Source organism: Gordonia sp. 34D (genome assembly GCF_056682775.1).
Map to the genome: position 1 here is coordinate 945,491 of NZ_CM155293.1, position 17,778 is coordinate 963,268.

Consider the following 17,778-nt stretch of genomic DNA (forward strand, 5'->3'; position numbering starts at 1 on the left):
ACCTCATCATCGCGGTTCCGGTAATCGCCTTCTCGCCGATGTTCGCGATGTTGGTCGGCTACTCGGTCCCCGGCTGGGCCGAATGGATCGCGCCCGCGCTCGGCACCGTGATGTACCTCTGGGGCGGCTGGCCGTTCCTGGCCGGCGCTCTGAGCGAGCTGCGGACGCGGAAACCCGGGATGATGCTTCTGATCGCACTGGCGATCACGGTGGCGTTCTTCGCGTCCTGGGCGGCGACGCTGGGACTTGTCAGTCATCAACTGGAGTTCTGGTGGGAATTGGCGCTGCTGATCGTCATCATGCTGCTGGGCCACTGGATCGAGATGCGGTCGCTGGCCCAGACCACCTCGGCCCTGGACTCCCTGGCCGCGCTTCTGCCCGACCAAGCAGAACGTGTCCGAGACGGGCAAATCGAGGCCGTGGCCCCCGCCGATCTGGAGGTCGGCGACACCGTCGTCATTCGCCCCGGCGGGGGCATCCCAGCCGACGGCCGGATCGTCGAGGGGCGTGCGGCGATGGACGAATCGATGGTCACCGGTGAGTCCCAGACGGTCACCCGCAGTGTTGGCGACACCGTGACCGCGGGGACGGTCGCTTCCGATTCAGGACTACGAATCGTGATCACGGCCACCGGCGACGAGACGACTCTCGCCGGGATCCAACGGCTTGTCACCGATGCTCAGAACTCGTCGTCTCGTGCTCAACGACTCGCCGACACCGCGGCCGGATGGCTGTTCTGGTTTGCCCTCGGAGCCGCGGCGATCACCGCGATTGTGTGGACGGCGATCGGCTTGCCCGATGATGCGGTGGTTCGCACGATCACCGTCTTGGTGATCGCGTGCCCGCACGCTCTGGGCCTAGCGATTCCGCTCGTCGTCTCGATTGCGACCGAGCGTGCGGCCCGGGGCGGCGTACTCGTCAAAGACCGACTTGCGTTGGAGAGCATGCGGACGGTCGACAGCGTCCTATTCGACAAGACCGGCACGCTCACCCGGGGCGAACCCACTGTCACGGATGTCTTTGCCGTCGACGACGTCGACGAGGATCAGTTGCTGGCGTTGGCGGCGGCCGCTGAGTCCGACAGCGAGCATCCCCTCGCACGCGCGATCGTCGGCGCCGCCGATCGCCACAGCCTCAGAGTCCCGACCAGCAGCGATTTCTCCTCATCGCCCGCAGTGGGGGTCACCGCGACGATCGAGGGAACGACAGTGCGGGTCGGGGGCCCGCACCTGCTCGCCGAAGAACACCTCAACGAACTGCCTGTCGCTGATCGCTGGCGTGCGGACGGGGCGATCATCTTGCATGTCATTCAAGACCGGCGGCTGATCGGCGCATTGAAACTCGCCGACGAGATCCGCCGCGAGTCACGCGAGGCTGTCGATGCGCTCCATGCGCAGGGCGTCGAGGTCGTGATGATCACCGGTGACGCTGAAGCTGTCGCGAATGCCGTTGCTCATGAACTCGGCATCGACCGTGTCTTCGCCGGTGTCCGTCCCGAAGACAAGGCCGCCAAGGTGCAGGAACTGCAGACCGAAGGTCGCAGGGTGGCGATGGTCGGAGACGGGGTGAACGATGCTCCCGCGCTCGCCCAGGCCGACATCGGTCTGGCGATCGGCGCAGGTACTGATGTCGCTATCGCCTCGGCCGGTGTCATCCTGGCCAGCGACGATCCCCGCTCCGTGCTCTCGGTGATCGAACTGTCGCGAGCGGCGTACCGCAAGATGAAACAGAACCTGTGGTGGGCGGCCGGTTACAATCTGATCTCCGTCCCGCTCGCGGCCGGAGTGCTTGCACCCATCGGATTTGTCATGCCGATGTCGGTGGGCGCGATCCTCATGTCGTTGTCGACCATCGTCGTGGCCCTGAACGCACAACTGCTGCGCAGACTCGACCTGCATCCAGGATCAACGACGCGCGCAGTCTTGGACCGCTAGCCGGGTTAGTCCGCCGCCGGCCACCGTCAGCACCCGGGCATCGATCACTCTCACCATTTACTAAGCAAGTTAGTACTACTCTCCTTAGTAGATGGAGGTGGTTGTGTGGCACTCGGACACATTTCCGAGGACAGGTACCGGATCGACGAGAGGATGCCGGACTGCGCGCGTGGCCGTCGGCGACGCGCGCAGGCGCTCGTCGGCGCGATGCTCATCGGTGCCACGGTGCTGACCGCGTGCGGTACCGGCACTGATGCCGTGTCTGCGGTGCGCGCCAATCAGTTCGTCTCCCCTGACGGTCAGACGGTCATCGACTACGCGCCCGCCATGCGGCGTGCGATCGGCGCGGTCGAGGGTGAGGACTTGTTCGACCGGGGAACTGTCCGGCTCGCCGATTACCGCGGTGACGTTGTTGTGGTGAACGTGTGGGCTTCGTGGTGCCCACCGTGCCGTACCGAGTTTCAGGCACTGGAGAACGTCTACCGCGACACCCGCGCCCGTGGGGTGCAGTTCGTGGGGATCAACTTTCGTGATTCGCGCTCGACCGCACAGGATTTCACCACCGACCGCAAGGTGCCCTATCGGTCGATCTTCGACTACGGCGGCGCCACCCTTGCCGCACTCGGAGTCCCCGTGGGTGTTGTCCCGACCACTCTGATCCTCGACCGCCAGCACCGCCCGGCGAAGCTGTTCCTTCGAGCGATCACCGAGGCCGAATTGCGTGCTGCCGTTGTGACGGTGGCCGAGGAGAAGGCGGCGCCGCAGTGAATCAGTGGTTTCTGGCGGATCTGGGAACGACGTTCGCGGCCACGGTCACCAGTGGTCCGCTGCTGCTGGGCCTGGGTGTCGCGGCGCTGGTCGGGATCATCTCTTTCGCCTCGCCGTGCGTGGTGCCTCTGGTGCCGGGCTACCTGTCGTATCTGGCGGGGCTGGTCGGTGCCGAAGCTCCCGCCGTCCAGGTCGGTGAGGGCCCCAAGTCCGGCCGGTGGCGGGTGGTTGCCGCGGCAGGGCTGTTCGTCCTGGGCTTCACGCTCGTCTACGTCCTGGCCACGGTGGCGCTGTTCGGTGTGACCTCGGTCTTCCTCGATCAGGCCCGCCTGGCAGTGATGCAACGCGTCGGCGGGGTCGTGACCATCGTGATGGGCTTGGTGTTCGTCGGCGTGGTTCCGTTCTTCCGGCGAGAACGCCGCATGACGCCTCACCGCCGCACCGGTATGGTCGGCGCGCCGCTGCTGGGGGCCGTGTTCGCCATCGGGTGGATACCGTGCAGCAGTGCCACCCTCGGTGCCGTCATCGGGCTAGCGATCAGCACGAACGGCGACGCGCCGTTCCGCGGCGCGCTGATGGTCGTCGCGTACTGCTTCGGCCTCGGTGTCCCGTTCGTGGTCCTGGCGTTCTCATCGGCATGGGCTGTCCGCAGCCTTGGCTTCCTCCGCCGCCACGCCCGCACCATTCAGATCGTCGGGGGCGTCCTGCTGGTCGGTGTCGGCGTGATGTTGGTGACGGGCTTGTGGAATGTGTTCGTGGACTGGGTTCGAATGGCGCTGGTCAACGACGTCGTCCTGCCCGTGTGACCGGGCGCCCACCGAGCCTGGCCCCGGCCTGACGGTGCGCGTCGGCGTGCGGACTCTCGATCACGATCGATGCGACGGGCCGGGCGAGCACCGGCCGGTTCCCAGGAGGGTCAGGCGGGGCAGGCAGCCAGGAAGACGGTGGCCAGACCGGCGAGGAATAGCAGAATGGGGAACATCGCGGCCGCTGTCGGGGCAGCGTAGGACGAACTACGCGACGGTCGCGTGCCGGGAGCGGCGGAACGGCCCAATCGATGCAACCGCAGATCGACGCAGTCACGAGCGATCCCCAGAGCGCCCGCCGGCGCGGTCGGGTGAACGTGCGTGATCGCGCGGACGACGGCAGCGTCGCCGTGCTCATGCGCGGCGTGTGCGTCGGCGTCGAACTCGACCAGGGCGCGCACGATGGGACTCGCCTGCCGAGTCAGTGGTAGCCAGGGCACCGCGTGGGAGAGACAGTCGGCGACGCGGACGAACAGATGATGGTGACCATGGACGTGCGCCTGTTCGTGAGCCATCACCGCCGACAACGCCTCCGGGTCCAGTCGCTGCCTCAGCCCTTCGCTGGCCACGATCAGGCCCCGGGTCCGTCCGGGCGTGCTGTACGCCATGGGTGTGCTCGTCGGCAGCCACAGCGGGGACCGGGCGCCCGTCGGGTTCAGCAATCGCGCCAACAGTGCGTGGTGCGCCCCGATCTCGAGGTCACGGCGACGGGCGGTCTGCCAGAACGCCGCAGCCCGCCACCCGGACACGGCCAGGACGAGTGCGAACACGCCTGGCCCGGCGACCAACTCGAGGGTGCGGCTGACCGCACTGTCGAGACCGTTCAGGCAGGTCTGCAGCGCCCCACCCACGACGCTCGCGTGGCCGGGAATGGCGACGATGGCCACCGAGCTCGCAGCGGCGACGAACACGCCAGCGGTCAGCGCGGCCCACACCCGCAGCAGGGTCCTGGCCGTGAGTCGATCACGCGCGATCAGGACGTCGAGGACCCGGTCACCGACCAGAGTCGCAGCCAGCGCACTCACGCCCAACAGTGCTGCCGTGACCACCGTGTCAGTCCCGTTCCCGCAGGCCCTGAGCGATTGCTGCGCTTTCCTGGTCGGAGGCGTGCCGCACGAAATGCAGCAGCGCCCCAGACGGGTCGCCGGCGTCGGCCAGCACCGCACGCAAGGCATCGCTGACGGTCTGCTCACGCGACTTGAGCGAGTGATACCAGTACGCCCGGCCGCGCCGGTCGCGTCCCAGCCACCCCTTCTGGTACAGGTTGTCCATCACCGTCATCACCGTCGTGTACGCGGGTTCGCGCTCCGCGTCCAGCCCTTCGAGCACGTCGCGGACGCGCTTGTCCGCGTCATCGCGCCAGAAGACCTCCATGATGCGTGCCTCCAGCTCGCCCAGACCGTGCATCGCACACCTTTCCCTCACGCCACTGCACTGACTGCGGCAAACGGCGCGGTCAGGCCGCGACCGCGCATCGCCGTTCGCCCTGCAGCCGTCGCTGCAGGGCCCAACCCAACAATGCCACGGACACCACAGCCAGGATCGGCTGCAACGGCGCCCAGACGGTCAATGCTCCACTGACACCGACGACCGCGACCACCACCTTGTTGCACACTGGGCATCCGACAGCCAACGCCGAACCGACCGTCGCCCAGAGTTTCTTCTCCATCCGCGGCGCCGTCCGGGCTTGAATGTAGGTGGCCGCGATCAGGCCGCCCAACACTGCGGTCGCCAGCCAGATCGGGTAGTTCCACCACAGGGTCGGCGTCATGCGTGAATACCACGGCGTGTCGATCAGTCCGGACGGAATACCGACGGCCAATCCGATCGCGGTGGCGGTGACTGCTGCCACCACCCAGCGCACCAGGGACCACTCACGCAGCATGGCCACTCCTTCTTGTCTTGGTCAGCATCTGTGTCTCGGCCCGTCGAGTCGAGTCGGTCTCGTCCGCCGGGTCGGCAGTCGTCGAATCACGGCGAACGTGCGCGGTGAATACCAGTCGCCGCAGCAGCGCTCGCGCGGCGAGCGCCACGATCGCCGCTACTATTGCCGCCCACACCCAATGCCAGGTCGGCGGCCAGTCGAGGCGGTGCGCATGTGGGCGCCCTCGCAAGTCAACGGTCTCGGCATAAACCATGATCATTGCACCGCTGAGGACTGCTGCGAGAATGCCGACCGCCACGGCGAGTTGATGACTGACCCTTGTTCGCGTCACTGCCAACCCCTCCATCTACTAAGCAACATAGTAGGTCAGTGTCGGCGGTCGCGCACCTGCCCCCGAGCCAGCACCGACACGTCCGGAGGCGTCGCAGTCGGCGGCGGCGATGCCTCGGTGGCGATGGTGACGCCGCGGGCCTGCAGCCACGGCAGCGGATCGATCGCCGTCCCGGCGGGGTCGGCGACCTCGAAGTGCACGTGCGGCCCGCTCGACACCCCGCGGCTGCCGACAGTGCCGACCTGCTGACTCATTCGCACACGGTCGCCGACGTTGACCGAGTTCTGATCGTTGTGACCATAGGTCGTGACAGTACCGTCCGCGTGGCGGATGCGGATCCACAGGCCGAACCCCTCCGCGGGCCCTGAGTTGATGACCTCGCCGTCCTCGACCGCCAGGATGGGCGCTCCCAGGCGGTTGCCGATGTCGATGCCCTGATGACCGCGACCGTCACCGAACGTGGAGGTCAAGACCCCGCCGGGGGTGGGGGTGGCCGCAGTCTGCCCGGGAGCGGGGCGGGCGTCGTCCGGGGCCGGCCGATCGGAGGATCCCCCGTGCGAAATCGACGGGTCGTGCGGCGCGACGGCGGCAGCGAGTGTCGCCAGTAGGCGCCCGACAGGGACCGCGTCGAGGATCAATGGCGCCTGCCCACCGAAGGCAGTCCCGGCGGCCGCGAAGCACCCCAGAGCTCCGACCCGATCGCCTGCGGCGGGGTCGGTCTCGGCAGAGACGGTCAGACATGAAGTCACGGTGGCCATCGGGGCCAGCAGCTTCACCAGTCCGTCAGGTCCGGCCACGGCCCGCACGCTGTCTTTGACGATGGCCGCCAGCTCGACCACAACGTGACCGTCAACACCGTTGGCGGTCTCAGCCACGGCGGGCGCTGGACTCAGCGTCCCCGCCGCAACAGCCGCGGCCAGGCCAAGAGCGACAGGGGCCGTGCCCACCCAGTGCCGCACCCGAGGCGTGAGCGTTGCCGATGATCGCGAGGAGGTGAGTCCGACGAGGGGATCTCTAGTCATGGACGTCACTATGACACTTGCACACCACTGGCACCACCAGTAACAAACTGGACATTCGACCAGACGGAGAATGCATGTGTGACCCGCCTTCAATCACAGAACATGAAGGTCAGCGCGGTCGACGGGCCGACGTCAGCGCGGGCCGCAACGCCGTCAATGTCACCGCAACGATCTACTAATCGCCTTAGTAGATCGTTGCCGGAGTGAGATCTATTCGTGATCGTCTCGCAGGAGTTCTGATCAGGCCAGCGCACTGCCTGCTCGCCATTGTTCCCAGGGCACGCCCCAGTCGCCGTTCTGCCAAACCTCCAGCGGCGCCCCGCCGGTGTTGCGGACCTCGACGACGTCGCCCGGGATCGAGAAATGGTAGAACCAGCGGGCGTTGGCGCCATTGAGGTTGAGGCAGCCGTGCGAGAGATTCGTGTTTCCCTGCGCCCAGACGGTCTCGTCCAGTTGATGCAGGTAGACACCGTCGGTGCTGATCCTCGTGGCGTAGGCGATGGTTTGCTTGTAGCCAAGCCTGGAGTTGATCGGCAGACCGTAGGTCGACGAGTCCATGACGACCGGATTCGCCTTATCCAGCACCGTATAGATGCCACGCTGAGTCCAGAAGCTGATCTCGGTGCCCCCGACGACCTCAGTGCCACCCATCCCCATCGAGGTCGGCATCGTGCGGACGAGGTTGCCGTTCTCGTACACCTTGACCTGCTTGGTGCGATCGTCGGCGATCGCTACGTGCGAGTCACCGATCGTGAAAGTCGCCTCGACATCTTCTTGACCGTAGAGGCCGCCGCCGAGGTCGACGCCGTAGATCCGCGCCTCGACGGTGACCTCGGTGCCAGGACGGTAGTACTCGCGCGGCCGCCAGTGGGCGTTCTGGTCGTCGAGCCAGTACCAGGAGCCCTCGACTCCGGGCGTGGTGCGGACCGACAGTCGCCGCTCGGCTGCGGCGCGGTCGCCGATCGGCTCGTCGAAGTGAGCAACGATGACAATTCCGACGCCGTAGGTCCCTCCGGTCGACAGCGGCGTGCCGCCGGTCGTCTGCAGGGTGACGCCGGCCTGATTGTCGGGGGTGAGCGTGGTGAACGACCCGGTGCGCGAGGCGCCCTGTCCGCCGCCGCGAGCCGTGGCGGTCACGGTGTAGTTCCGGCCGTAGCCGAGCGGTTCACCGACCTTCCAGGAGGTGCGGTCCGGTGTCATAATGCCGACTACGGGCCGCCCCTCCTCGTTGACGAGCGTCACCTCCTCGAGGGTGCCGCCCCGAACGGTGGCCGTGACCGGGGCGAGGGGATCGACTCCGCTCGCGCCGTCGTCGGGGGTGAGCTCGATCGACGGCGCGGCCGACGCAATCGATGGATCGGCCACCGGATCCTGGGATGGCTGCGAACACCCTGCGATGATCAGGACGGCAGCAAGAAGGAGGGCGACGGGACCGCCTCTAGGGATTTTGACCATGAGATACGACCTCTCGTGTGCACAGAACGCGACCGCGAGGGGCGAAACCACCCCATCTACTAAGCAGCTTAGTAGATGGGGTGGTCGAGGTGTCGCAGTCGGCCCGCGGTGTACCGGTCTAGGCGCCGCAGGGCTGGTGGGTCTACGCGTATCGGAGCGTGGTCATCATGCCGGTCTCCATGTGATAGATGTTGTGGCAGTGCAGAGCCCAGGCGCCGGGGTTGTCGGCGTCGAGGTCGACGTTGACGCGGCCCATCGGACGGATCAGCACCGTATCCTTGCGCAAACCCGATCGGTCGGGCAGCGACCAGGTGTGGCCGTGGATGTGCATCGGATGGACCATCATCGTCGAGTTCGTGATCTGCATTCGCAGCCGCTGGCCGGGCCGGACAGTCAGCGGTGTGTCCTGGCCGTACTTCTTGCCGTTGATCCCCCAGGCATACGGCGACATCTGCCCGTTCAAAGTGACTTTGAGTGTGGTGTCGGGATCGCGGTCGGGCAATCGTGCCGATTCCGCCGCGGCCAGGTCGTCGGCGCCAAGAAGTACTGGGCCCTCGAGTTCGCGCGGGCGGATGGTGCTCGGCGGGGCCTGTCCCGAAGCTGTCCGCAGGAGCGCCAAGGCTTGGCCACTCTTGCCTTCGGCTGCCGCGACAAGCGGGAACACGCCATCTCCGGCGGTGATGGTCACGTCGTAGCGCTCGCCCATCGCGACGTACAGGGCTCCGGTCTGCTTGTCGTTGACCCGATGGCCGTCACTGTGCGTCACCGTCATCGTGTGGTCGGCGAGTGCGACCTTGAAGACCGTGTCCGATGCCGCGTTGATCAGTCGCACCCGGACTCGTTGACCCGGTCGGCAGCGGAACTCGGTCGGCGCCTCCGGAACCCTGCCGTTGATGAGATAGTGCGGGTAGGCGACGTCTCCGGCGTCACCCAGCGACGAGTTGCCGTGGTTCATTCCCGGCATCGACGAGTGATCCATCCCGCCCATGCCCGACTTCAACGGTCCGGAATCGGCCTGAAAGTCGGCCAGAATCTGATCGGGGCTCTTCCCGACCCCGTCCGTCCAGTCGTCGAGGACGACGATCCATTCCGCGTCGTAGTCGCCCGCATCGGCCGGATCATCGATGATGATCGGCGCGTACAGACCTCGATCGAGCTGTGCCCCGACGTGGGGGTGGAAGAAGTGCGTCCCAGCATCGGGGGCCGTGAAGGCGTACACGAACCGGTTTCCGGGTGCGATCGCCTGCTGCGTGACGTCTGGGACTCCGTCGGCTTCGTTGCGAAGTCGGATGCCGTGCCAGTGAACGGTCGTCGGCGCAGGAAGTTGGTTGTCGACGTTGACTCGCAGGAAGTCGCCCGCAGTGGCGCGAACCACTCGCCCGGGAACCTCGTCGCCGTAGGCCCAGGTGTTCGCGATAATGCCCGCACCGAGGTCGACAGCCACCGGTCGGGCCGTCAAAGACGCCTCCACCACCTTCTGCCCCGGCTTCGGCGACGCCTGCAACGGCGGTCCCGGCAACGGCGACGACTCAGGGCGTTGAGGGCGGTCCGGGCTGCACGCGCCGAGTACGCCGACCCCCAGCGCCGCCAACCCTCCGATGAGCACCGATCGCCTCGAAACCTCAACCATCCTGATCAGCCTTTCTGGTCCGCGCTGAATCCGCGAGCATGTATCGCGGACGTCCACTCCCATAGTCGTCTCCGACGCGCCGGGTAGCGACTCTCGCGGACGATCTTGAGGAAACCTTGAATCGATGCTGACGATACGAATGTGGCCGATCACCGTCACCGACATTGGAGCACGCACAACGGCATGTCCTGGCTCACCGTTCAACGAGAAGTATCACCAACCCCACAGGCCTGACCACTGCGCCGACTCGTCGGCTCTCACCAGTTTGGAGGCCCCTGGGGGTCGTCGCGAATCAGCCGAACCATCCGCGTGTAGTCCACGTCAGAGATCTCCCCGCACGCCAAACGCTGGCCGAGGACAGACTCGGGGTCCAGCTTTGAAGAGGCGCGTATCGACGAACGGATCGCCAGAGTGATTCCGACGGCGATCAACGCCCAGACTGCGATCAGTACGAGCAGCATCCAACCGTGTCCGAAACTGCCCATGTGGCCGCCGTTAGAGAACATCATCGCTACACCTCATTCACCGTCGATCCAACAGTACGCCCGCCGACCGTGGCAGACCAAGTCTCGCCTGCACCGACCGGGGCACAGGCCGACAACTTCAGGCATTCGGCCATCACGGCCCAACGATGCCTTCCCCATGTCACACCGCCCTGGACTGAACAGCATTGGATAGAGCCCCGTGGGGTGGTGGACTTCGGATCGGGCGTGGGGCCCACGCGTTCTGATCAACGAGTCGTTGTGAACGCTATGCGAGCTGGGCTTGCTCGTCCAGTAGTGCGGCGGCTTTCGCCTTCTCGGCGAGGACCGCGCGGAGCTCGTCCATGGACACCTCGGACATGTAGCGGCGGGTGACTTGCCATTCGTCGTGGGCGTCGATCACCACCGCTGTCGCCAGCCGGAGGAACGCGTCCGGGTTAGGAAAGATCTCCACGACGTCGGCGCGGCGTTTGATCTCCTTGTTCAGCCGCTCGATCGGATTGTTCGACCAAATCTTCTGCCAATGGGATTTCGGGAACGGCAAGAACGCGAGCACGTCGGTTTGGCTTCTCGCATCATCGCCGCCACCTTCGGCATCGGTGCCTGGAAACTGTCAGCGACCTGATCCCATTGCGCCGCAACGTCTTCGCGGTCAGTGTGCGCGAAGATCGTCCGTACCCCGGCAGTCACGACCGGCTGCTGCTTGGCCGGCACCACCCCATGCAGATTCCGCATGAAATGCACCCGGCACCGCTGCCACGCCGCGCCCACGAACTGTTGTGCCACAGCAGCTTTCAAACCTGAATGGGCGTCAGAGATCACCAGGTGCACCCCGTGCAGACCACGGGCTTTCAGACTCGTGAGGAAGTCCTTCCAGAACTCGAAGGACTCACTCTCGCCGACCGCGGTACCGAGCACCTCGCGAGTCCCGGTCGCCGACACCCCGGTCGCCACCACCAACGCTTGGGAGACCACGTGGGCGCCGACGCGGACCTTGCAGAACGTGGCATCACAGAACACATACGGAAACTCGGCATGAGTCAGCGAACGGCCGCGGAATTCGGCGATCTCGGCGTCTAGACCTGCACAGATCGCCGGACACCTCGCTTTTCCAGACGCCGGAGTCCACGCCCATGGCGCGCACCAGATCGTCGACGCTGCGGGTGGAGATGCCCTGAACGTAGGCCTCCATGATCACCGCGTACAAGGCTTTGTCGATCCGGCGTCGTCGCTCCAACAGGACCGGGAAGAACGACCCGGCGCGCAGTTTGGGGATCTTCACCTGCACATCACCGGCGGGGGTCGAGATCGTCTTGGGTCGGTGGCCGTTGCGGACGGTGGTGCGGTCTGCGGAGCGCTCGTAGCGGCCGGCGCCGATCTTGGTGGTCGCCTCGGCCTCGATCAGGGCCTGCAGGCCGGCCCGCAGGATCTCCGGGAGCACCCCGACCAGGGCGAGTTCATCAGAGCGCAGTGAGGCGATTTCGGTCAGTTGGTCGAGCAGGGCAGAATGGTCGTGGGTCATCGCGTGAATGCCTTTCAGTTGAGTCACTTGCCGGTAACTCACTGATCATCACGCGATGGCCCGCCCAACCGGCGACACCGACCCCGTGCGGCGTGTCCACCACCGTCACCGAGCCACCAAACCCCACCACTCCAGGGGACTCACCCCAGCATTGATGCTGTTGTCCGCGACGAGTTTCCTTCAGCGACGTCGCCTACCTGAAGCTGCGGGCGAGCCGGACCGCACAGAGACGCGGTCAGGCGCACTCAGGCAACGGCGCCATCGAAAAGCCGCTACCGGACACCGGACTTGCGTGCGACGAGCAACCAATAGGGAAAGTCGACACCGCCGGCGCGGATCCGTTCCTCGACATGCAGGCCGGCTCGCTGGAGTTCGTCGACAATCGCATCGAATTCCCGGACCTGAAACCCGTACTGGGTGAACGGCATCGCTCACAAAGCATCCGGATCTGCGATGCCGAGAACGGCGCAGCCGTTGCCGGCGAGAATCCGATGGAGCTCACTGAATGCGGCGAATCGATGAAGTAAATCGTATTCGTGCTGATCAACGCGTCAATCGAAGCGTCCGGAACAGGTAGGGACTCCATCGGCGCGGCAGTCAGTGACAGTCTCCGCGTTTGGATCTCGCGACGAAAGCGTCTCTGTGCGCCGTCGATCATCGTTGTGGAGATCTCGAATCCGTGCACCATGCCCGATTGCCCTACACGATCAAGCAACAACCCTAATCCGACAGACACCACCGTCGAACCCGACATCGGCGACTACTCGACCCGTCCGGATTCCGGCAGCCTCCACCGCGGCAGCAATAGGTTCACGATTGCGTCGATTCAGTACCCGGCCGACGATTCGACCGCGAATCCCGGCAGGTCGCCCAAGTTGCCGAGAAATACTCGCCACGACCTGCTCGCCGACATCCATACCTCGATTGCAGCATCCTAGACCCGGCAACCGCATCAGGGGACTCCCGGAGAGTTCGCCCGGGTGTGACATCGGAAGCGACTCACCGGATGAATCACGGTACCTATCCTCCGCCGGCCCCGACTGCCAATCTCAAACGACTCCACGCCAGTCCTCGACGCCCCGTAAGCCCTATCGACGGGTACACCCGACTGGAGGGGTGTCACCCACGATCTAAACCGTTATGTGATTCACAGTCGGATACGCTGTGGCCAAGTTACAGATAAAGCACTCGGACTGCTTCGGCTAGTGCTTGCTCCCAGTCGACGACGTGGTGGAGCATGATGAACGAGACGACCATGTCGAACTGGCCGTCGGCGAATGGTAAAGCAGTTGCGTCTGCAACCCGGGTGTGCGCGCGGTCACCGAAGGCGCGGAGGCGGTCTTGAGCGGCTGTGACCATTCGGGGGTCGAAGTCGGTGACGGTAATGGTTGTCGTCTGCGGTTCTGGGCTTGCCGCCAGAATGTGGGCCGCCATAGCGCCACCGCCGCCGCCAATCTCGAGGAGGGCGCCGTTGGGCTGGACTCCTTGTAGAGCCCAAGGGAGCACCCACCGACTGGTCGCGGTCTCCCATGGTGCGCTTCGGCAGAACAGTGCTTCGACTTGTGACATCGACGGCATCGCGGATTGCTCCTTCGGGGTGCGGGTGAGGTGGGAGCTTCGATTCCACCGTGCCTGGACGCTATCATCGTCGTATGACGATGAATAGATGTTCGGTGATGGTGGGGACGGAGCTCGATCCTGCGGTCGCGTTGTTTCGGAGTTTGTCTGACGGGACCCGGCTAGCGATCGCGGCTCGATTGGCCCGCAGTGGTGAGGCTCGAGTGGCTGATCTGATGGCTGAGTTGGGTCTTGCTCAGTCGACAGTGTCCGCGCATGTTGCGTGCCTGCGGGACTGCGGATTGGTGGTGGGTCGGCCAGAGGGCAGGCAGGTGTTCTACCGTCTGGCGCGGCCGGAGCTTCTCGACCTGCTGGCGGCGGCTGAGACGGTGCTTGCTGCGACGGGCAGTGCCGTAGTGCTGTGTCCCAACTATGGGTTGGACAGTGCCTGCGATGGTGAGGCCACTGCCGGCGCGGTCGTTGAGGAGATCCGCGGTGTGGGGGGTGATCGACGATGAGTGATGCATGTGGATGTGGGCACGACGAGATCGGGGAGGATGAGCAGGCGCCTGGACATTGGTGGAACGTCCGAGAACTTCAGGCAGCTGCGGTTGCCGGATTGTTGTTGGTGGCCGCCTATCTCACTGGCTGGGCAGATGGTCCGAGGACGATCAGTACGACCCTGGAGTGGGGTGCTCTGCTAGTAGGCGCGGCGACGTTTGTCCCGTCGACACTGCGGCGGCTGGCATCGGGGAAGATCGGCGTTGGAACGCTGATGACGATCGCTGCGGTGGGTGCGGTGATTCTCGGTGAGGTCGGGGAAGCGGCGATGCTCGCGGTGTTGTTCTCGATTAGCGAGGGCCTTGAGGAGTACGCCGTTGGTCGTACTCGTCGGGGCCTGCGGGCGTTGTTGGATCTGGTCCCAGATTCGGCGATGGTGTTGAGGGCGGGCGTCCCGACAGCGGTGTCGCCGTCAGTTCTTCGTGTCGGGGATCAGATCCTGATCAAGCCGGGTGAGCGTATCGCCACTGATGGGCGCATAAGCGAGGGGCGATCGTCGCTGGATGTATCGGCGATTACTGGCGAATCGGTGCCGATTGAAGCGAATCCTGGGGACGTCGTGTTCGCGGGATCGATCAACGGCACTGGTGTGTTGGCCGTTGATGTCAGCGCTACTGCGGAGAACAATTCGCTGGCGAAGATTGTGCAGATTGTCGAGGCGGAGCAGTCTCGAAAAGGCGATGCGCAGCGGTTAGCTGACCGGATTGCTAAGCCGCTGGTTCCGGCAATCATGCTCATGGCCGCTGTGATCGCGGGTATCGGCGCAGTGTTTGGCGACCCGGCGACGTGGGTGGAACGAGCTCTTGTGGTGCTGGTGGCAGCCTCACCCTGTGCGCTGGCAATCTCGGTTCCGGTGACAGTGGTTGCTGCTATCGGCGCCGCCAGCAAGATTGGTGTGCTGGTCAAAGGTGGTGCGGCGTTGGAGTCTCTCGGCCGGGTCCGGATCGTGGCTGTTGACAAGACGGGAACGCTCACCGCGAACAAGCCGGTTGTTGTCGGTGTTGCTGTTGGCGGTCAGGCGAACGAGGTCGCGGGAGAACCCGGTGTGACCGGCGACGTTGGGCATTCGATTGAGCAGGCGCGAGTGCTCGCGGTTGCCGCGGCGCTGGAAGCTCACAGTGAACATCCTCTGGCTCGTGCGATCCTTGCAGCTGACGGTGGGGTGAGTAGGGCTGCGACTGATGTACAGGCGGTGCCAGGAGCGGGTCTGACCGGTCTGGTCGAGGGTCGCCCCGCTCGGCTTGGGCGGCCGGGTTGGATCGATGCGGGTGCTCTGGCCGACCGGGTCGCGGCCTTTCAAGCTGATGGTGCAACCGCGGTTCTCGTCGAGGAAGACCAACGTCTCCTCGGAGTCGTCGCGGTACGTGATGAGCTTCGCCCCGAAGCACGGGAGGTCATCACGCACATGCACGATTCTGGAAATGCCGTGGTGATGCTCACCGGTGACAATGCCGCGACGGCGACTGCTCTTGCACAGATCGCCGGGATCGACGATGTCCATGCGGATCTGCGTCCAGAAGACAAGGCACGAATCGTGTCCACGCTGCGCGGCGACGGATTCATCGCAATGGTCGGTGACGGGGTCAACGATGCTCCCGCACTGGCCACAGCTGACTTGGGAATCGCCATGGGCGCGATGGGTTCTGATGTCGCGATTGAAACCGCGGACGTGGCACTGATGGGCGAGGACCTGCGGGTGCTGCCTCAAGCACTCGATCATGCTCGTCGGGCGCGGACCATCATGCTGCAAAATGTGGGGCTGTCCCTTGGTCTGATCGCCGTTCTCATCCCGCTCGCACTGTTCGGGTTGCTCGGGTTGGCCGCGGTGGTCGCTGTCCACGAACTCGGTGAGATCGTCGTCATCGCCAACGGCGTCCGTGCTGGGCGGGTCAAGAACCGCCTGACGATGGCCGATACCGCTGGAGCATCGGTAGCAGTCGGGGCGAACCGATGACCCCGTCTGGTCCGGCGGTGTCAGGCGGTAGGTCGGGATATGCCCGCCGCCTGGGGATGCTGCTGCTGGCCCTGACCTTCGTCATCGTTGACGTGGCCGTCAAGGCATGGGCAGTCGATGCACTTGACGGCACCCGAATAGAGGCCGGGCCGGTGGACCTGCAGTTAGCGTTCAATTCGGGCGCGGCCTTCTCCTTTGCCGCCACCGCTCCGGGGTGGGTACTGCTGGTCATTCCCGCCGCGGTCACGTGTGGAGTCGCGGTCCTCGGTTGGCGTACCGCAGACTCCCACGGACTGCTCTGGCGCGTCGCGATTGCCGCCGTCCTGGGCGGAGCGATCGCTAACATCATCGACCGCATACCGGACGGAAAAGTCACAGACTACCTACACACCGGCTGGTGGCCCACGTTCAATCTCGCCGACACGTTCATCGTCCTAGGCGCCCTCACCCTCGTCGTGTGCATCATTGTCGACCCACACGAATCACCATCGCAGAACGAGGGGCAGGTACCGGCTGAGGACCAGTGAGCTGGTGCGATGTTGTGCTGTCTCCGGACCGTGATGGTCCGGCCGACGTCACCGCAGTCGTCGACCGGCATACCGAGCCCACGTTTCGCCGGAGCGTTCAGCGTGAAGGAACGCAACCTGATGGCTGTAGCCCAATGCGTCGGCGACGACGGACGGAGGGCACTCGAGCACGAGGTCGTCGAGTGCGCTGTTGCGGGCACCGAGGTTGCTCATGCCGATCAGGCGCAGGCGATGCATGATCGTGTCGGGATGGAGATGATCTCCGGCATGCGTGCCGGGAAACAACCAGGGATTGCCGTGTCCACTGGTGCGTAGATTCGTGCGATGGGCGAGCACGTCGCGGACGAGTTGAGCGAATGGTTTGGGCACGTCGACGGGGTGCTTGCCGAAAGTGATCGCCATCGGATTGCCGTCGATGATCGATGATGTCTGCAGTCGGACAATGCTTTTCAGCGGCTGCGCATACAGCAGAATCAGGACCCCAGCGACTCTGTAAGGGAGAGTCTCACTGTCACCAGTGAGCAGTTCGCTGATCCAGGCGATCCGCTGGGCTTGAGTCAAGGATGGTGTCGTCTTCGGAGCCCGGTGGCCGAGCTGCACGGCGGTATTGAGTCTGTCTTGTTTGCAGATGACCAGGAACGTTCGGATCGTGTATCGCGTTGTCGGACCTGTTGCGATCCACTGGTCGACGTCGTGTTGCGTGCAGGTCTCGATCGTGCGTCCGTAGGTGGACCTCAGCCAGCTCAGGAACTTGACGGTCTCGGTGATCTCTTGTTTGGCCGATCGCACCGATGGCTGGGTATCGCCGCCGGCATCGGCGATTGCGCGAATCCGCCGCAGATGGTGCCACGTCGCGAAGTGGCGAGCGGGCCGGGCGACCTCGGTCGGCAGGTCGATCAGCTTGTCATCGATCCATTGTTCGAAGCGTGGCAGCCACCGGTCTCGGGGAGGCAGTAGGCCGTGGTATTCCATCAATGTCCGCAGATGTTCTGCTGCCCGACTGGGTAGGGTGTCTAAGCCTTCGTGCGTGGCGGCGATGGCGCCGGTTCCTAGCCCCTTGAGCAGTTCCTGGACTTTCGGTGACCGCTTCCAGATCATCGTCGACTCGGGTCGCTTAGCGACGCATAGCGCGTCGACGAGGCCGCTGAGGATTGGGTCGGACGGCGGCCCGCCCATGATCTCGTGTAGGTCGTCCCGGACGGCGCAGCGAGCGCATATCGTCCCGCGGTGGTGACCGGACTCCTCGCCGCAGCGGCTGCATCGAAAGTCGTCGACGATACCTGCGCACGGCCCGCACACCGGGGTGCCGTCGGGCAGGGGTGGTCCAGGTAGAAGTCGTTCGAC

17 protein-coding genes and 2 pseudogenes are annotated in these 17,778 nt (G+C 65.0%); 7 read left to right on the forward strand and 12 right to left on the reverse strand.

Translation table 11 applies throughout. The features are described from left to right. Nucleotides 1–38: 38 nt before the first annotated feature. The 3 genes from AC1L34_RS04355 to AC1L34_RS04365 all read left to right on the forward strand — a co-directional run bounded on the left by AC1L34_RS04355 (nt 39) and on the right by AC1L34_RS04365 (nt 3,508). Entirely contained in the window at nt 39–1,934 is a 1,896-nt protein-coding gene (locus tag AC1L34_RS04355) for a heavy metal translocating P-type ATPase (RefSeq protein ID WP_006898150.1), read from the forward strand. A 153-nt stretch (nt 1,935–2,087) separates the two neighbouring features. Beyond that, nucleotides 2,088–2,702: a TlpA family protein disulfide reductase gene (locus tag AC1L34_RS04360; protein ID WP_287001281.1), complete on the forward strand. Its 615-nt coding sequence runs from the start codon at nt 2,088–2,090 to the stop codon at nt 2,700–2,702. Next, nucleotides 2,699–3,508: a cytochrome c biogenesis CcdA family protein gene (locus AC1L34_RS04365; protein WP_480035132.1), complete on the forward strand. Its 810-nt coding sequence runs from the start codon at nt 2,699–2,701 to the stop codon at nt 3,506–3,508. Before AC1L34_RS04360 ends, AC1L34_RS04365 begins: the two co-directional genes overlap by 4 nt. Nucleotides 3,509–3,618: 110 nt before the next feature. Here the strand turns inward: AC1L34_RS04365 and AC1L34_RS04370 are convergent, their stop codons facing one another. From AC1L34_RS04370 to AC1L34_RS04410, 9 genes and pseudogenes are all read right to left on the reverse strand, one after another. Continuing rightward, nucleotides 3,619–4,557 carry a M56 family metallopeptidase gene (locus AC1L34_RS04370; RefSeq protein ID WP_480035133.1) on the reverse strand — a complete coding sequence of 313 codons (939 nt, stop codon included), beginning with the start codon at nt 4,555–4,557 and terminating at the stop codon, nt 3,619–3,621. Between the two features lie 4 nt (nt 4,558–4,561). Continuing rightward, nucleotides 4,562–4,915 (reverse strand): BlaI/MecI/CopY family transcriptional regulator, encoded by a 354-nt coding sequence (locus tag AC1L34_RS04375; protein WP_006898154.1) that lies wholly within the window; start codon nt 4,913–4,915, stop codon nt 4,562–4,564. Nucleotides 4,916–4,964: 49 nt separating this feature from the next. After that, the gene (locus tag AC1L34_RS04380; RefSeq protein WP_045540378.1) at nt 4,965–5,393 is read right to left on the reverse strand and encodes a hypothetical protein; all 429 of its coding nucleotides are present in this window, start codon (nt 5,391–5,393) and stop codon (nt 4,965–4,967) included. Further along, the gene (locus AC1L34_RS04385; RefSeq protein WP_480035134.1) at nt 5,383–5,724 is read right to left on the reverse strand and encodes a hypothetical protein; all 342 of its coding nucleotides are present in this window, start codon (nt 5,722–5,724) and stop codon (nt 5,383–5,385) included. The genes AC1L34_RS04380 and AC1L34_RS04385 overlap by 11 nt, the downstream gene beginning before the upstream one ends. A 35-nt stretch (nt 5,725–5,759) precedes the next feature. Next, nucleotides 5,760–6,683, reverse strand: coding sequence for a M23 family metallopeptidase (locus tag AC1L34_RS04390; protein ID WP_480035306.1), 924 nt, complete (start codon nt 6,681–6,683; stop codon nt 5,760–5,762). Between the two features lie 303 nt (nt 6,684–6,986). Beyond that, a complete protein-coding gene (locus AC1L34_RS04395; protein WP_008376374.1) occupies nt 6,987–8,201 on the reverse strand; it encodes a L,D-transpeptidase in 1,215 nt (404 codons plus the stop codon). 142 nt (nt 8,202–8,343) lie between these two features. After that, a complete protein-coding gene (locus tag AC1L34_RS04400; RefSeq protein WP_480035135.1) occupies nt 8,344–9,831 on the reverse strand; it encodes a multicopper oxidase family protein in 1,488 nt (495 codons plus the stop codon). Nucleotides 9,832–10,088: 257 nt separating this feature from the next. Next, entirely contained in the window at nt 10,089–10,340 is a 252-nt protein-coding gene (locus AC1L34_RS04405; RefSeq protein WP_006898160.1) for a hypothetical protein, read from the reverse strand. Nucleotides 10,341–10,581: 241 nt separating this feature from the next. Beyond that, nucleotides 10,582–11,835 (reverse strand): annotated as a pseudogene (locus AC1L34_RS04410) (IS256 family transposase). A 350-nt stretch (nt 11,836–12,185) separates the two neighbouring features. Between AC1L34_RS04410 and AC1L34_RS04415 the strand changes: the two are divergent. After that, nucleotides 12,186–12,362 (forward strand): hypothetical protein, encoded by a 177-nt coding sequence (locus AC1L34_RS04415; protein ID WP_228461558.1) that lies wholly within the window; start codon nt 12,186–12,188, stop codon nt 12,360–12,362. Between the two features lie 35 nt (nt 12,363–12,397). Here the strand turns inward: AC1L34_RS04415 and AC1L34_RS04420 are convergent. Beyond that, nucleotides 12,398–12,589, reverse strand: a pseudogene (locus tag AC1L34_RS04420) (hypothetical protein); the annotation flags it as partial. A gap of 419 nt (nt 12,590–13,008) precedes the next feature. Next, a complete protein-coding gene (locus tag AC1L34_RS04425; RefSeq protein WP_341338586.1) occupies nt 13,009–13,413 on the reverse strand; it encodes a class I SAM-dependent methyltransferase in 405 nt (134 codons plus the stop codon). A gap of 74 nt (nt 13,414–13,487) precedes the next feature. Here AC1L34_RS04425 and AC1L34_RS04430 point away from each other — a divergent pair, with 74 nt between their 5' ends. Genes AC1L34_RS04430 through lspA form a run of 3 tightly spaced genes read left to right on the forward strand, consistent with a single transcriptional unit; the run spans nt 13,488 to nt 16,434 of the window. After that, nucleotides 13,488–13,910, forward strand: coding sequence for an ArsR/SmtB family transcription factor (locus AC1L34_RS04430; protein WP_039855988.1), 423 nt, complete (start codon nt 13,488–13,490; stop codon nt 13,908–13,910). Next, nucleotides 13,907–15,907, forward strand: a complete 2,001-nt coding sequence (locus AC1L34_RS04435) for a heavy metal translocating P-type ATPase (protein WP_008376366.1) — start codon at nt 13,907–13,909, stop codon at nt 15,905–15,907. Before AC1L34_RS04430 ends, AC1L34_RS04435 begins: the two co-directional genes overlap by 4 nt. Continuing rightward, a complete protein-coding gene (gene lspA / locus AC1L34_RS04440) occupies nt 15,904–16,434 on the forward strand; it encodes a signal peptidase II (RefSeq protein WP_008376365.1) in 531 nt (176 codons plus the stop codon). The genes AC1L34_RS04435 and lspA overlap by 4 nt, the downstream gene beginning before the upstream one ends. A gap of 48 nt (nt 16,435–16,482) precedes the next feature. Here lspA and AC1L34_RS04445 read toward each other — a convergent pair whose 3' ends face one another. Beyond that, nucleotides 16,483–17,610, reverse strand: coding sequence for a hypothetical protein (locus AC1L34_RS04445; RefSeq protein WP_040517705.1), 1,128 nt, complete (start codon nt 17,608–17,610; stop codon nt 16,483–16,485). Nucleotides 17,611–17,778 lie beyond the last annotated feature (168 nt).

Bases quoted from the DNA above. Each gene is read 5' to 3' on its own strand.
- AC1L34_RS04405 (WP_006898160.1), bottom strand. From the start codon at position 10,340: ATGATGTTCTCTAACGGCGGCCACATGGGCAGTTTCGGACACGGTTGG.
- AC1L34_RS04400 (WP_480035135.1), bottom strand. From the start codon at position 9,831: ATGGTTGAGGTTTCGAGGCGATCGGTGCTCATCGGAGGGTTGGCGGCG.
- AC1L34_RS04435 (WP_008376366.1), top strand. From the start codon at position 13,907: ATGAGTGATGCATGTGGATGTGGGCACGACGAGATCGGGGAGGATGAG.
- AC1L34_RS04380 (WP_045540378.1), bottom strand. From the start codon at position 5,393: ATGCTGCGTGAGTGGTCCCTGGTGCGCTGGGTGGTGGCAGCAGTCACC.
- AC1L34_RS04430 (WP_039855988.1), top strand. From the start codon at position 13,488: ATGACGATGAATAGATGTTCGGTGATGGTGGGGACGGAGCTCGATCCT.
- lspA (WP_008376365.1), top strand. From the start codon at position 15,904: ATGACCCCGTCTGGTCCGGCGGTGTCAGGCGGTAGGTCGGGATATGCC.
- AC1L34_RS04425 (WP_341338586.1), bottom strand. From the start codon at position 13,413: ATGCCGTCGATGTCACAAGTCGAAGCACTGTTCTGCCGAAGCGCACCA.
- AC1L34_RS04360 (WP_287001281.1), top strand. From the start codon at position 2,088: ATGCCGGACTGCGCGCGTGGCCGTCGGCGACGCGCGCAGGCGCTCGTC.
- AC1L34_RS04395 (WP_008376374.1), bottom strand. From the start codon at position 8,201: ATGGTCAAAATCCCTAGAGGCGGTCCCGTCGCCCTCCTTCTTGCTGCC.
- AC1L34_RS04445 (WP_040517705.1), bottom strand. From the start codon at position 17,610: ATGGGCGGGCCGCCGTCCGACCCAATCCTCAGCGGCCTCGTCGACGCG.
- AC1L34_RS04375 (WP_006898154.1), bottom strand. From the start codon at position 4,915: ATGCACGGTCTGGGCGAGCTGGAGGCACGCATCATGGAGGTCTTCTGG.
- AC1L34_RS04355 (WP_006898150.1), top strand. From the start codon at position 39: ATGTTCGCGATGTTGGTCGGCTACTCGGTCCCCGGCTGGGCCGAATGG.
- AC1L34_RS04415 (WP_228461558.1), top strand. From the start codon at position 12,186: ATGCAGGCCGGCTCGCTGGAGTTCGTCGACAATCGCATCGAATTCCCG.